The sequence below is a fragment of the Bradyrhizobium sp. C-145 genome, assembly GCF_023375135.1.
GTDB classification, from domain to species: domain Bacteria; phylum Pseudomonadota; class Alphaproteobacteria; order Rhizobiales; family Xanthobacteraceae; genus Bradyrhizobium; species Bradyrhizobium zhanjiangense.
Genome location: NZ_CP088150.1, coordinates 7408489 through 7422104 on the forward strand (window position 1 = coordinate 7408489; position 13616 = coordinate 7422104).

Annotated in this window: 8 protein-coding genes and 1 pseudogene; 3 read left to right on the plus strand and 6 right to left on the minus strand. The window is 65.8% G+C overall.

What is annotated here, in order from left to right; genetic code table 11:
• Positions 1-229: 229 nt before the first annotated feature.
• Both LRP30_RS34850 and LRP30_RS34855 read right to left on the minus strand, forming a co-directional pair.
• A complete protein-coding gene (locus LRP30_RS34850) occupies positions 230-3868 on the minus strand; it encodes an AsmA-like C-terminal region-containing protein (RefSeq protein ID WP_249757744.1) in 3639 nt (1212 codons plus the stop codon).
• Positions 3869-4010: 142 nt separating this feature from the next.
• Positions 4011-5245 (minus strand): annotated as a pseudogene (locus tag LRP30_RS34855) (cytochrome P450).
• A 126-nt stretch (positions 5246-5371) separates the two neighbouring features.
• On the opposite strand from LRP30_RS34855, the gene LRP30_RS34860 reads away from it, so the two are divergent.
• Positions 5372-5983: a TetR/AcrR family transcriptional regulator gene (locus LRP30_RS34860; protein ID WP_249757746.1), complete on the plus strand. Its 612-nt coding sequence runs from the start codon at positions 5372-5374 to the stop codon at positions 5981-5983.
• 81 nt (positions 5984-6064) lie between these two features.
• On the opposite strand, the gene LRP30_RS34865 is transcribed toward LRP30_RS34860, so the two are convergent.
• Positions 6065-6904 (minus strand): Crp/Fnr family transcriptional regulator, encoded by an 840-nt coding sequence (locus LRP30_RS34865; protein WP_249761903.1) that lies wholly within the window; start codon positions 6902-6904, stop codon positions 6065-6067.
• A 239-nt stretch (positions 6905-7143) separates the two neighbouring features.
• Complete coding sequence (locus tag LRP30_RS34870) at positions 7144-7698, minus strand: MarR family winged helix-turn-helix transcriptional regulator (protein ID WP_245473509.1); 555 nt, start codon at positions 7696-7698, stop codon at positions 7144-7146.
• A 56-nt stretch (positions 7699-7754) separates the two neighbouring features.
• On the opposite strand from LRP30_RS34870, the gene LRP30_RS34875 reads away from it, so the two are divergent.
• Together LRP30_RS34875 and LRP30_RS34880 are read left to right on the plus strand one after the other, a co-directional pair.
• Complete coding sequence (locus LRP30_RS34875) at positions 7755-8651, plus strand: alpha/beta hydrolase (RefSeq protein WP_249757747.1); 897 nt, start codon at positions 7755-7757, stop codon at positions 8649-8651.
• A gap of 27 nt (positions 8652-8678) precedes the next feature.
• The gene (locus LRP30_RS34880) at positions 8679-9482 is read left to right on the plus strand and encodes an isocitrate lyase/phosphoenolpyruvate mutase family protein (RefSeq protein ID WP_249757748.1); all 804 of its coding nucleotides are present in this window, start codon (positions 8679-8681) and stop codon (positions 9480-9482) included.
• 30 nt (positions 9483-9512) lie between these two features.
• Here LRP30_RS34880 and LRP30_RS34885 read toward each other — a convergent pair whose 3' ends face one another.
• The gene (locus LRP30_RS34885) at positions 9513-12098 is read right to left on the minus strand and encodes an EAL domain-containing protein (RefSeq protein ID WP_249757749.1); all 2586 of its coding nucleotides are present in this window, start codon (positions 12096-12098) and stop codon (positions 9513-9515) included.
• A gap of 159 nt (positions 12099-12257) precedes the next feature.
• Complete coding sequence (locus LRP30_RS34890; RefSeq protein ID WP_249757750.1) at positions 12258-13556, minus strand: MFS transporter; 1299 nt, start codon at positions 13554-13556, stop codon at positions 12258-12260.
• Between the last annotated feature and the right edge of the window lie 60 nt (positions 13557-13616).

Genomic DNA, 13616 nt, shown 5'->3' on the forward strand with positions numbered 1-13616 from the left:
TGCCGACCAAAATTCATTCAAATGCGCGGGAATGGGTTTACCGGCAGGCAACAAAGCAGGTGCGCTCCCTCTCCCACTTGCGGGAGAGGGCTGGAGAGAGGGTGCTTCCCCACCGGGATATTCCCCGTAGGAAAGAGCCCTCACCCGCCGCGCTCTTTGAGCGCGCCCACCTCTCCCGCAAGCGGGAGAGGTGGGCGAGCTCGCGGCCAATCCGCGCAAACTGATCTGGCTACGGATTCTGCGGCGTCAGCACCAGCGGCGGTTTTGGCTTGGGCTTGGCGGGCGGCGGGCCCGGAGCGGGCTTCACGTCGATCGGCGGCGGCAGCGGCGCAAGCTGCCGGCTTGCGAGCGGTGGGCTCGGCGCGGCGGGGGCGGCGTGCGGGGCTTTCGGCGTCGGTGGTCCCTTTGACTTTGCCGGCGCGCGGCGCGGATCCGGCCCTGGCAGCGGCACATTGGCCGGCGCCTGCTCCGGCGCGGCATCGGGAGAGACCAGCGTCGGCAGTGCGGCGGTCGCGGGCGGCGGCTCGCCACGCTCGATCGCATCGAGCCGGCGCGTCTCGCGGTCGATCGTGCGCACCGCGAGCCACGAGGACAGCGGCGCGAGATCGACGGTGCGGCTCAGCTTGTCGGGCGGGCCTGCCGCGAACAGCTGGATCTCCGGCGGAGCGCCGGAGAGCCCGGTCATGATCGGCGTCAGGCTGGCGCGGATGTCGGCCTGGTCGGCGGGAATGTCGTAGCCGCCGGAGACGATGGCGCGGGCGTTCTTCGCTTCCAGCGGCGTCGCGCCGACGCGCAGGCGCCCATCGCGGATCGTGAACGGGATCTGCGCCGAGGCCACCGCGATCGGGCCTGCCGATAGCGCGGGCTCGACCAGCTGCCGCAGCCTGTTGTCGTCGCTGACCTGGCCGCCGTCGCTGGCGCGGATGGCGATCTCGAACGCGCGGGGATTGAGGCCTGCAATCTCGGCGGAGTCGAGCGTCACCGTGCCGTTGCCGGCGAGCGCACCGGTCAGCGCCGAGACGCTGCGGCCCTGGCTGGTCAGCGCCATCTGCACCGAGGCGCGTCCCTTGGGCAGCGCGAGGTCGCGGTAGCGCAGCGTCGCCGCATCGACATTGCTGAGATCGATGCGCGCATTCAACGCCAGGCCATTGGCGCCGTTGCGCGCATCGAGACTTGCCGACATCTCGCCGCCGCCGATGCCGCCCTTGAGCGCATCGAGCGCAAGCGACTGGCCGTCGCCGCGGATCGTGCCCGCGAAGGGGCGCAGCTCGATGCCGCCGGGCAGCGTTCCGCGCAGCGCCTGGAAGGCGATGCGGCCGCGCCAGCCACCGATGAGCCCCGCATTCAGCGGCTCGCCGGCATCATGTCCGGCCGCTCCGATCGCCATCGCGAGCGTCGGCGCAACATCGAGCGAATCGAGGCCCACCTCGCCATCGACACTCCGTTCCTGATCCAGCGTCACCGCAAGATGACCGCGCAGATGCGAGCCTGAAACGGTGCTGTCGAGATCGTCGAAGATCAGCCGATTGCCGGACAGGCCAACGCGCGCGGACAGGTTGACGCTCTGCGCTGATTTGCCGACGGAGCTGGTTCCGAACAGCGGCGCCAGATTGGCGTTGCGCACGCGCAGGTTCGCACTGCCCTTGGATGCCGACCAGTCAAAATTGCCTTGCGCATCCGCGTCCAGCCCGCCGCCGCTGAGTTTTGCACTCAATTGCAGCGGCTTCTGCCAGGTGCCGGTCAGCTTGCCTTCGAACTGCGAAGCGCCCTCACCTGCGGCCACGATGCGATCCAGACCGAGCAGCGCCACCAGTGCGCCGGCCTGCGGCGTCGATACTTTCGAATCGAGCGTGAAGTCGCTGTTGCGCAGGCGGTCGATGTCGATGCCGCTGACGGCGGCCACCGGCGTCTGCGCGGCCAGCGTCGCGGTCGCCTTGAGCTGCGGCGCGTCGAGATCGAACACAACGCGGGCGTTGCTGCGATCGGCATGCTCGGCGTTCTTGTCGAGGCTGAGGTCGAGCTTCAGGCGCGTCGCACCTGGCAATGCCGGCATGGCATCGAAGCGCGCATGCACCGCGGGCGCAAACGGCTCGATCAGCGCGGTCAGCTCGCCCAGCGAATTCGCTGACGACTTCAAGGCGAGCTTGCCGGTGGCATTCTTGCGATCAAAACTGCCGTTCGCCTCCGTGGTCACGCCGCTGGCCTGGCCGAACCGCAACTGTTCCAGCCACAGCGACGCCGGGCCGTAGCCGAGCTTTGCCATGAAGGGCCGCAGCTCCTGTCCTGCGGAGATGGCGCGGCCGATATTGAGCGAGAGCTTTGCCTCCTCCGGCCATTCGCCCTGCGGCCCGGCGAGCGCGCGCACAAAACTTGCGGCGGCGTCGAGGTCGAGACGGTCGGCCTTGAGTTCGGCATCGATCCGCGAGCCCTTGCTGGCGCCGGTCTGGACGAAGGCGATACGGCCTTCGACCGCGCCGCCCTCGATCTCGGCCTTCAGCCTGTCGATGGCGAGATGGTTGGCGGCAATCGTCACGTCGCCCGCAAGGCGCAGCGGCCGCGTGCTGCGGCGGTTGACCTCGCTGCGGCCCTGAAGCCAAGCCACCAGCGTGTCAGGATCGGAGGACTCGACGTTGAGGCGGCCGCTAAAGCTGTCGGCGCCGGGAGCTGCGCCGTTGAGCGAAAGTTGCGTCATGCCCGGCGCACGCAGCTCGAGCCGCTGGAAGGTCCAGGACCGTCCGTCAGTCTGAAGCTCGGCGCTGATGTTCTGGAGCGGACGGCCACCGAGCATGATCTGGTCGGAGTTGAATTCGAGCTGCGCCGGGATCGGCGCCTGCGGGATCGCGGCCAGCCCTGCGCGCAGCGCCGGCAGGACGCGCTGCGGATCGGCATCGTCCTTGGCAGCATCCTTGGCAGCATCCTTGGCCGTCAGCTTGTCGGCATCGACCTGCCGCGCCGAGAGCACCGCGCGCAGCAGCGGCGAGGCACCGAATTTGAGGTCGCCGACACCGCCGAGCTTCAGCGCGGCGTCCTCGACGCCGTAGCTGGCCTCGATCTGGTCGAATTTGGCGCCGGCCGGATCGGCCTTGAGCTTCGTCGTGAGCTTCCAGGGCGTCGGCCCCGGCTCGCCTGCTTTCTTTGTCGCGGGCGCGGCGAGCGTCAGCGCGCCGTCGAATTTCGGCAGGCGGTTGTCGAAGGCGAGCACGCCTTCGAGATCGGCGAGGATGGCGCGCTCGCCCGGATCGATGTTGAGATGGAGGCGGGTGGCATTGCCGTCGGCGGTCGGGCCGGAGGAGATGCGGAACGGGTAGCGCACGCCGTTGGCGGTGAAGCGGCCGTCGCCGCGCACCGAGCCCGCGAGCGAGCGCACGTCGCCGGAAAAGGCGATGTCGCTCAGCTCCAGCGTCGAGCGGCTGGCGGCATCGTGCAGGGCGATGCGGCCGGTGAGATTGAGCCGCTCGATGGCGAGTGAGCCGAGATTGAAGGCGCCGCTCGCAGTGGACGGCAGATCGACCCGCCCGCGCGCGTCCAGGCCGAGATCGACCGCCATGCCGCCGACCGAAAGCTCGGTGGCACGCCATTCACCGCGCATGAGGGGGCCCAGGCTGAACTCGACGTCGAGCTTGTCGGCGCGCAGCCGGCCGAGATCGTTGTTGCCGCCGAAGGTGACCGAACGCAGCCGCAGCGTCGGCGCCGGCAACAGCCGTGCATCGAGCGCGCCCGCCACCCGCACCGGCACGCCGATGATCCGGCTGGCCTCCGCCTCGAACTGGGGCCTGAACTGGTTCCAGTCGATGAAGTAAGGCCCGATCAGCGCGGCCAAAAGCGCAATGATGAAGGCAATCGCCAATCCGAGCAGCGTCGTCTGCACGGGTCTCCCCTCGGCCAAAACGGCGCCCGGACCAGACCTTGCCCTGGGAAGGCTTCAGGCGGGCCGGAACAGCCCCTTATATAGGGGGAAGTGTGGCGAAGTCACAGCGACTGTTGCGCGCGGAGGTTAACGCTGAGCGCCCTCACCAGCTCGCCGGCAGCCGCGTCAGGCCGCGCAGCACGAAGGTCGGCCGCCACTGCGGGTTTACGACGTCGTCGATGCGCAAATCCGGCAGCCGGCGGAGCAGCGTCGCGATGGCGATCTCGGCCTCGATGCGCGCCAATTGGGCCCCCAGGCAGAAATGGATGCCGCCGCCGAACGACAGCGGCTTCACATTCTGGCGGGTGACGTCCAGCCGGCCGGGCCGGTCAGGATAGACCGCCGGATCGCGGTTGGCCGAGCCGAGCAGGCAGAGCACGGTCTCGCCCTTGGGGATCTTCACGCCGCCGAGATCGTCGATGTCCTCCAGCGCGACGCGCCCGGTCATCTGCACCGAGGAATCGTAGCGCAAAAATTCCTCGATCGCGCCCACCATCAACTCGGGCCGCGCCTTCAGGAGCGCGAGCTGGTCCGGATTGCGGTGGAGCGCCAGGAGGCCGTTGCCGATCAGATTGACGGTGGTCTCGTGGCCGGCGCCGAACAAGAGGATGATGTTGGCGGTCAGCTCCTCGTTGGTGAGCTTGTTGCCGTCCTCCTCGGCCTGCACGAGCTGGGTGATGAGATCGTCGCCGGGATTGCGGCGGCGCAGCTCGAACAGCTGCTGGAAATACATCTGCGCCATCAGGTTGCCGGCGTTGCCTTGGCTGATCTCCTCCGGCGAGAGCGGCACCGGGTCGAGCAGCCGCCCGCCGTCGCGCGAGCTCTTGTAGAAGGTCTCGCGGTGCTCCTCGGGAATGCCGAGCATGTCGCAGATGATGGTGACAGGCAGGCGGAAGGCGAAATCCGCGATCAGGTCCATGTGGCCGCGATCGATCACGGCGTCGATGGTCTGATCGACGATTTCCTGGATGCGCGGGCGCATGTCCTCGACGCGGCGGGCGGTGAAGGCCTTCACGACCAGGCCGCGCAGGCGGGTGTGATCGGGCGGATCGGCCTGCAGCATCCAGTGGCTCATGCTGCGGAACACCGGCTCGTCCATGATCTTTTCGCTATAGCGGCGCTTGGAGCGCTCGACGAAATCCTTGCCGAAACGCCTGTCGCGCAGCACGAGGCTGACATCGGCGTGGCGGCTGGTGACGAACTGGCCGAACGGCGTCACATGGATCGGATCCATCGTGTGCGCAGCCGGTCGTAATGCGGATAGGGATCGCGGATGAAGTCCGGCGACAGCGGGTTGAACAACGGATCGCCGTTCGCGCCTTGCACTTGCTCGTTCATGGTGACCTCAATCGGTTGCCGCATGACACGAATACGCAAGGCTGCCCGACAGCCCGGCGTAACCATCCCTGGAAATCAACTCGATACATTGTTGTATCGAGTTGCATTCTGCCCTAAGCTGCCGGGATGTCAAGGGTGAGAACCAGGCCGACCAGGGACGATACGCGCGACAGACTGTTCGAGGCGGCCGCGCGCGTGTTCGAGGAAGACGGCATCGGCGGCGCCAGCATCGAGGCGATCGCGGCCGCGGCGGGCTTCACCCGCGGCGCGTTCTATTCCAACTTCAGGAGCAAGGAGGAATTGATCATCGCCATGCTCGAGGACCATGTCGAGCAGTCGATCCGCCGCAACCTGGACATCCTCGCGCAGCACGACAATCTCGACGATTTCATCGCGGCACTGAAGACGATGGATCGCAGCAAGCAGGATCCGCTCGGCCGCTCGCCGCTGCTGCACATGGAGATGATCCTGTTCGTCGCGCGCGCCGAGAAGCGCCGCCCGGAACTTGCCAAGCGCCTGCGCGCGCGGCGCAAGCTGATCGCCGACATCGTCGAGGCGACGTTGAAGAGCAACGGCCGCAATGACAGCCTGAACCCGCCCTGGATGGCCTCCGTCGTGCTCGCGCTCGAAGACGGTTTTCGCCTGCACCGGCTGATCGATCCCGAGACCACGCCGGCCGACAGCTTTCTGCGCGCGATCACGGATTTGCGGCGGAGGACGGGGTTGGCGTCGGGCTGAAAGCGGCTGGAGAGTTGTAGTGCCATTTTCGTCGCTGGCGTGCAGTCGAGCATTGCCAAGCGCGATTCCAGGCTCTGCTCTCTATTTTCCCGCCCGCGAAACGGCTCTGGATTCACCACTCGCTCCGTCGGAGGCGACGAAGGCGCTTTGCCGGAACGGCGGATGGGCAGGCTGCGGCACCGACAATTCCTGGCAATACATTCGATCGATGTTGTGCTGCATGAGCGCATAACAATCGCATGCGACCTTCTCGAGCCGAGCGCGATCGATCTTGATGAGCCCGCGCCGGTCGTATGGGACGGCGCCGGCCTCGCGTAGCTTGTTCATCGTCAGAGTCACGGTCGTGCGCCGCACCCCGAGCAATTGCGCGAGCGCCTCCTGCGTCACCGGAAGAGGGTCGTCGGGAACGCGGTCGTGAAGCTGCAGCAGCCACCGTGCCAGGCGGCCATCCACCCGGTGCAGCGCGTTGCAAGCAGCGACGTGCTGGAGCTGCAATAACAGCGCGCGGGCGTGGACCTGCACGACATTCCTGATGGCCGCACTTTGTGCATAGGCAGCCCTGAATTTGGCGGCGGAGATCAGCGACGCCGTGCCGGCCATGCGAGCAATCGCGGTCACGGATGAAAGCGCCGGGCCGAGCACGGAAAACGATGCCAAAGCCCCTTCCCGTCCCATCAAGGTGGTTGCGACCGATTGCCCGTCCGGCATATCGAGCATGAAGGCGATTGCGCCGCTATGGGGAAAATAAACCGGGTCGAGCTCGTCGCCCGACCGCACCAGGACGGCATCGGCTTCGAACGAGACCTTCTGGAAGTAGGGCGTCAGCAGAGCGAGATCCGCAGGCGGCAACGCCGCCAGCAGCCGATTGCCGATGCCAGTGCGGTGGACGGTCGCGATGCTTTCCCGCGAACGAGCATCCAATGACCGACGGTATCCGTTGATTTCATCCACCATGATTATCCGAAATACGATTGCCCCGACCAAACTCATCCAAACAGAGCCATCAGGCGAGATCAAGCGCGGATAATTGCGGAGAGCTGACTGCATTCCTCGCCGCGAAATAGCGTCTTGCATACATCATACTATTTACGATCGTTGCCACCAGCGAGGTGCCCGCGAAGTAGGCTTCAGCTCGCGGCCGCCGCGTGCGCCGCCTTGCGCTAGCGGTCGCGTTTGCTCTTGTTCGTCGGCAACGGGCAATTGGTGCACACCCTGTCGTCGCACCTGCGGCAGATCGTGAAGCGGTCCATCTCGGAGGTGTCCTGCCTTGCCAGCAGGTCATGGATCAGCGTTCCCAGCCGTTTGGTTTCAGCCGGCGACAACACATCCAGGAGTGACGCAACGGCCGAAATCCGGGATGCCATCAGATCATTCCGGGCCGCCGCGCCCGTGGCCGTCAGGTACAAGGCGATCTCGCGGCCGTCCTTTCCTGGCCTGCGTTCGACCAGTCGATCCGAAACCAGACGGTCGACCAGACGGACGGTTCCGGAATGCGACAGGCCAAGGATCCGCCGGAGCTTGTCGTTGGTCATGCCCTGGCCGTAGCCGATCACGACGAGTGCCGCGGGCGTCTCACCGCCGCGGCCTATGACCTCGCGCGCGCCCTGCTCGATACGATCCATGACGGCGAGCGAAAGCGCCCCCAGTAAATTCGCGATTCCGGTTTCCATGAACCGAACAATATGTGCGCTGCGCACAAAAAACAACTTGACCAAACATGTGCGCTACGCACATATTTGGTCAAGCGCAGACGATGACATGGAGAATGGCGATGAATGCCCGAGCCACCGCAGCTGCAAAGCCGAACACCGGCAGTGAACCCGTCCTGAAACACGTGCACGCCAATGGCTTGCGGTTCGCCTATCTCGAACAGGGGAGCGGACCGCTCGTCATGTTCATGCATGGCTTTCCCGACAACGCCTGGTCCTATCGGAAGCAATTGCAGGTCTTCGCGGATGCTGGCTATCGGGTCGTCTCGCCGTTCTTGCGGGGCTATGCGCCGACCGAGATCCCCGCCGACGGGGTGTTCGATCCCATCGCGCTCGGCGAGGATCTCGAAGCGCTCATCGCGGCGCTGAGCGACGACGGACAAGCACGGGTCGTCGGCATGGATTGGGGCGGCACTTCGACCTTTCAGGCCCTGGCTACGGCGCCGTCGGCGATCAAAGCCGCCGTGGTCATGAACACCGCACACCCGATCACATTTTCAAGCATCAGGAGGGATCCGGACCTCGTCCGATCCATCTTCCATGTCTATTTTTTCCAGATGCCCGGCGCCGAGTCGGCGGTGAACATCGAGGGACTCCCCTTCGTCGACTACCTCTGGAAGCTGTGGTCACCGACATTCGACGATGTCGAGCATCTCCGTTCGATCAAGCAGACGCTCAGCTCTCCCGGCACCATGGCGGCGGCGCTCAAATACTACGGGGGCCTGACCGATGCAGGACATGCCGGCCGGCTGCCGATCAACGAGATGCATACGCCGACGCTGACGATCTATGGCAGCAACGATCCGACAGCGAGGTACTCCTTGAAGGAGGAGCCGCTCTTCAAGGGGCCGCACCAGCGGATTGTCCTGCCCGATGTCGGCCACTTCCCGCACCTTGAGCGTGAGGCCGAAGTCACCGGTCTGATCATGGACTGGTTCAGGACGCACGCACCCGACTGAATGCACATTTTCATTGGAGTGAGCACGATGGACGCCAAGACACAGCAGCAATACGCCGAGACGTTTCGCGGGCTTCACAGGAAGGGGGATCCGCTCGTCCTGTTCAACGCCTGGGACGCCGCCACCGCTAAAACGATTGCAAAGACCTCTCCGGCGATAGCGACCAGCAGCGGGGCGGTCGCGTCTGCGCTCGGGTATGCGGACGGAGAAAATGTCCCGCTCGACATGGTCACAGGTCTGGTGTCGCGGATCACCGCGTCCGTGTCGGTTCCGGTCTCAATCGATCTGGAGGCAGGATATGGCGACACCCCGCAGGCCGCTGCGAAGTCGGCGAGCGAGGTGTTGAAAGCCGGCGCCATCGGCATCAACATCGAAGACGGGCTATCGGGCGGAAAGCGGCAACTCGTCGGTCCCGAACAGCATGCAGCGAAGATCAAGGCGGTGCGGGATACTGCGCAAGAATTGGGAGTTCATCTCTTCATCAACGCGAGAACCGACCCGTTCCTGCTGAAAATTGGATCGCCGGATGAGTGCCTGAATGAAGCGGCCAGGCGCGCGAAGGTCTATGCCGAGGCCGGCGCTGACGGGATTTTCGTGCCCGGCCTCAACGACCTCGCCTACATCGAGAAGCTCGTCCAACTCACGCCCTTGCCGGTCAACATCATGGTGACGCAAGGTGTTCCCGAAATCCGGGATCTTGCTCGAGTCGGCGTTCGGCGGGTGAGCCTTGGGCCGTGGCCCATGATGGCGGCGATGCGCATCATTGGACAGGCCGCGGCCTCGGTCGCCGCGAGCAGGCAATACGGCACGTTCCTGCAACCGAATGCCTGAGCCAGGACATTACCGGCCCACAGCAACGCTCTACGCCGACCGCTTCGCCGCGCCGCGGTCCACCGACGCGATGTCGAATCGACCCAGCATCGCCCTCCCCTGCTCGGCGCAGTACTCGATAACCCAGCGCTCGAAGGCGGCGGGGGGAAGCGCGGGGGCGTAGAGGAAGCCTTGCACGACGTCGCAGCCGAGCTCGGCAAGCGTCCTGCGCTGGCCCTCGGTCTCGACGCCCTCGGCGACGACGGTCATGCCGAGGCCTTGGCCTACGCGCACCACCGCGGTGGCGATGGCGAGCGCGCCAGCGTCGTTCTCGATGTCGCGCATGAAACTGCGGTCGATCTTCAATTCGCGGATCGGCAGATGCACGAGCCGGCTGAGGCTGGAATGGCCGGTGCCGAAATCATCGACCGCGAGCCCGACGCCGAGCTCGCGGATTGCGTTCATGGTCTCCAGCGCGGCAGCGCCGTCCTGCATGAACGCGCCTTCGGTGATCTCGAGCATCAAGGCATTCGGCGGCAGCTCGTATTCGGCGAGGATGTCCTTGAGCCGCGCAGCCAGCGTGACGTTGCGGAAATTGATCGGCGACAGGTTCACCGACACACTGGGAATGTTGAGTCCGGCGCGACGCCAGCTCGCCAGCTGCCGGCAGGCCTCGCGCACCGACCACAGGCCGATCTGCTCGATCAGGCCGCACTCCTCGGCAAGCGGAATGAACTTCGCCGGCGAGACGTCGCCGAGCACGGCATCGTGCCAGCGCGCCAACGCCTCGACGCCGTGGATGGCGCCGTCGCAGCTGCGGATCTGCGGCTGGTAGCTGAGGCTCAGCGCGCCTTCCGCGATGGCGCGGCGCAGCGCTGCGATCAGCGCCAGCCGCTGCTCGGCAAGTAGGTTCATCTCGGCGCTGAATAGGCGATGGGTCGAGCGCCCGGCCTGCTTGGCCATGTACATGGCGGCATCAGCCTGCTGCATCAAAGTATCGATGTCGGTGGCAAGATCGGGATAGAGGCTGATGCCGATGCTGGCCGACATCGGCATCAGCTTCGATCCAAGCCTCAAGGGCGCGGCGAGCGCTTCGGTGATGCCGGCCGCGACGCGCTCGGCGCTCTCGGCATTGCGTTGCGGCAGCAGGATGACGAATTCGTCGCCGCCGAGCCGCCCCAACATATCTTCGGGCCCGATCTGCTCGCGCAGCCGCTGCGCGAGCTGGACCAGAAGCTCGTCGCCGGCGGCATGACCCAGCGTGTCGTTGACATCCTTGAAATGATCGACGTCGAGGAAGGCGAGCGCGACATGGCTGCCGGTCGGGCAGGCGTCGATCGCGGTGGTGATCAGGTGCCGCAGCTGCGCGCGGTTCGGCAGCCCGGTGAGGATGTCGTGATAGGCGAGCCGCGCGATCTCGGCGCGCGCCTCCTTGCGCTCGATGGCGAAGGCGCCGAGATTGACGCAGGCCTCGACGATGCGCCGGTGCCAGCTGCTCGGCGCGCGCGGCTCCCGATAGTAGAAGGCGAAGGTCGCAATGACGCGGCCGTCCTTGGCCTTGACCGGCGTCGACCAGCAGGCACGCAGCCCGATCGCGAGCGGCATCGCCTTGTAGGGCTGCCAGCGCGGATCGGTGTCGAGGTCGGTCGCCAGCACCGGCTCGCCATGAAAGGCGGCGCTTCCGCAGGAGCCGACGTCGGGGCCGATGGCCACGCCGTCTAGCGCGCGGGAATAATCGTCGGGCAGGCTTGGGCCGCCGAGCGGATGGATCAGGCCGGCGGCATCGACGTGAAGCAGCGAACAGACGACGTCGGGCGCAATCTGCTCGACGCGGCGGCAGAGCCGGTCGGCGATCTCGCCGATCGGCACCTCGTCGGCGAGCGCGCCCATGATGAGTTGCTGGAGCGAGCGCAGCTGCTTGGTCTCGGTGATGTCCTCGAGCAGCGCGAAGATGTGCTTGACCCGGCCCTTCCTGTCGCGAAAGGCGTCAATCCGGGCGGCGACCCAGATCTCCTCGCCGTCCCTGGTGTAGATCAGGACCTCGGCTTCACCGCCCGGACCGCCCCTGATGAGGCGCCGTCCGATCCTCGTCAGCGCCTTGCGGTTGGTGTGACGGCCGGCCAGCAGGTCGGTTGCGCGCCGCCCCTCAGCTTCCGCGGCTGAATAGCCGAACAACGACGTGAACGCCGCATTGGTGTAGCGGATGTCGAGCTCGGTGTCGGTAATGAGCACGGCGCGGTTGGTCTGGTCCGAGACGGTGTCGAGCAGCGCGATGCGCGCGCGGCGTTCCGCTTCAGTGGTGACGTCGCGCGCGAACACGACGTGATGAGTCACGCCGCCGTTTGCAACGGACGAAAGCGAGATGGCGGTCCTGATCCGGCTGCCGTCATGCCGCGTGAGGCTGATCTCGTCGCGGAACTCCGCGATCGGGTCGGCGTGCAGGCATTTGAGAGTGAGGAGTTCGGCGTCGCGGCCGAGCACCTCAGCGCGCGCAAGCTTCCAGATCCGCTCCGCACCGGCGTTGAAATGCGTGATGCGACGCGCGCTGTCGACGATGATGATGGCATCGTCGGCGCGTTCGAGCGCAGCCAATAGTACGTCCGGCATTTCGGTCACTAGGCAATCGGAGGCAGACATCGTGGGAACCGGAGGGTATCGGAAGGAGCGGCAATCAACCGACGCTAACGCTCCGGTGGTGTGCAATATCTTTTTTGCATCCGGTCGCGTCCCACCAAGACGCGACGTGCTTAACGTTCCGCCAAGGAGACGACGGCAATGCGGTGCATGAGGAACCTGTCACGCACCTGTTTCGCTCTGAAGCTCGTGCAGCCGGCCGGCCACGGCCCGCACCTTGCGCGGCGCGGCCTGCCAGATCGAAAGCGCCGACAATCCGCTCACGATCATGGCGATTCCGAAGGCGAGCGTGTAGTCGCCGGCGCGATCGTAGAGAAAGCCGGTCACCCACGGACCGGCGGCACCGCCCGCCAGCGCGGCCAGCATGATCGTGCCAAAAATGCTGCCCTGGTGCCTTCCCTGAAAAATCTCGAACACCACGGCGCCCATGATCGAGGTGAGGCCGTAGCCGAGCGCGCCTTGCGTGAACACCATGATGTAGACCAGCCACAATGACGGCTGGAACTTCAGCGCCATCAGCGCCGCGAAGCAAATTGCAAAACCCGCACAGCTGATCGCCCACACCCATTCCCGCCCGATCCGGTCGGAGACATGGCCGAGCAGAATCTGGCCGGGAATGCCGAGCAGGCTGACGATGCCGAGCGCCCACACCGCGACGCCAGGGCTGAAACCGATGTCGAGCAGGAATTTGGTCTGGTGCACCTGCACCGCGTACCAGATGTACAGGCCGCAGAAATAGCCGAGCGCGATCCACCAGAATCGTGCAGTTGCGACGGCGCGCTTCAGCGTCCACTCGGTGTGGGCCCAGACGGGATCGACGACGTTGGAGACGGGCTTTGCCGCTCCCGCGGCCGGAGCAGCATCGCCGTCCGGCTGAAGGCCGACGTCCTCGGGGCGCTTGCGCAGCAGCAGATTGATCGGCGTCAGCACGATCACGACGAGCAGTCCCATCGCGGTGCAGGCGGTGCGCCAGCCGGTCTGCTCGATCATGTGCTGCACCCATGGCAGCAACGTCACCGAGCCGATGCCGACGCCGGCAAACGCGATGCCAATGGCGAAGCCGCGTTTGCGGATGAACCAGTTCGGCAAAAACAGCGACTGGCCGGAATAGCCGAGACACACCGAGCCGGCGCCGACCATGACGCCGATGGTGACATAGAGATGCCAGGGCGAGCTCGTGAGCGGTGCGAGCAGCAGGCCTCCACCCATCAGCACCACACCGAGCTCCATCACGGCGCGCGGGCCGGCGCGGTCCATCAACCGGCCGATCAGCGGGCTGACCACGCCCGAGGCCACGAAGCCGAACGAGAAGGCGCCCGCGGTGATGCCGCGCTCCCAGCCGAATTCGGAGATGATGGGCGGAAAGAACAATGAAAAGGCGGTGCGTGCGTTGACGCCAATGGCCATGGTGACGAAGGTCACGGCGACCACGACCCAGCCGTAGAAGAATGGAAGCCGCATGTTATTTTTATTTCATTCCTGGACGGTCCTTGGGACCATCTCGGGAAATCCGGGTCAAGC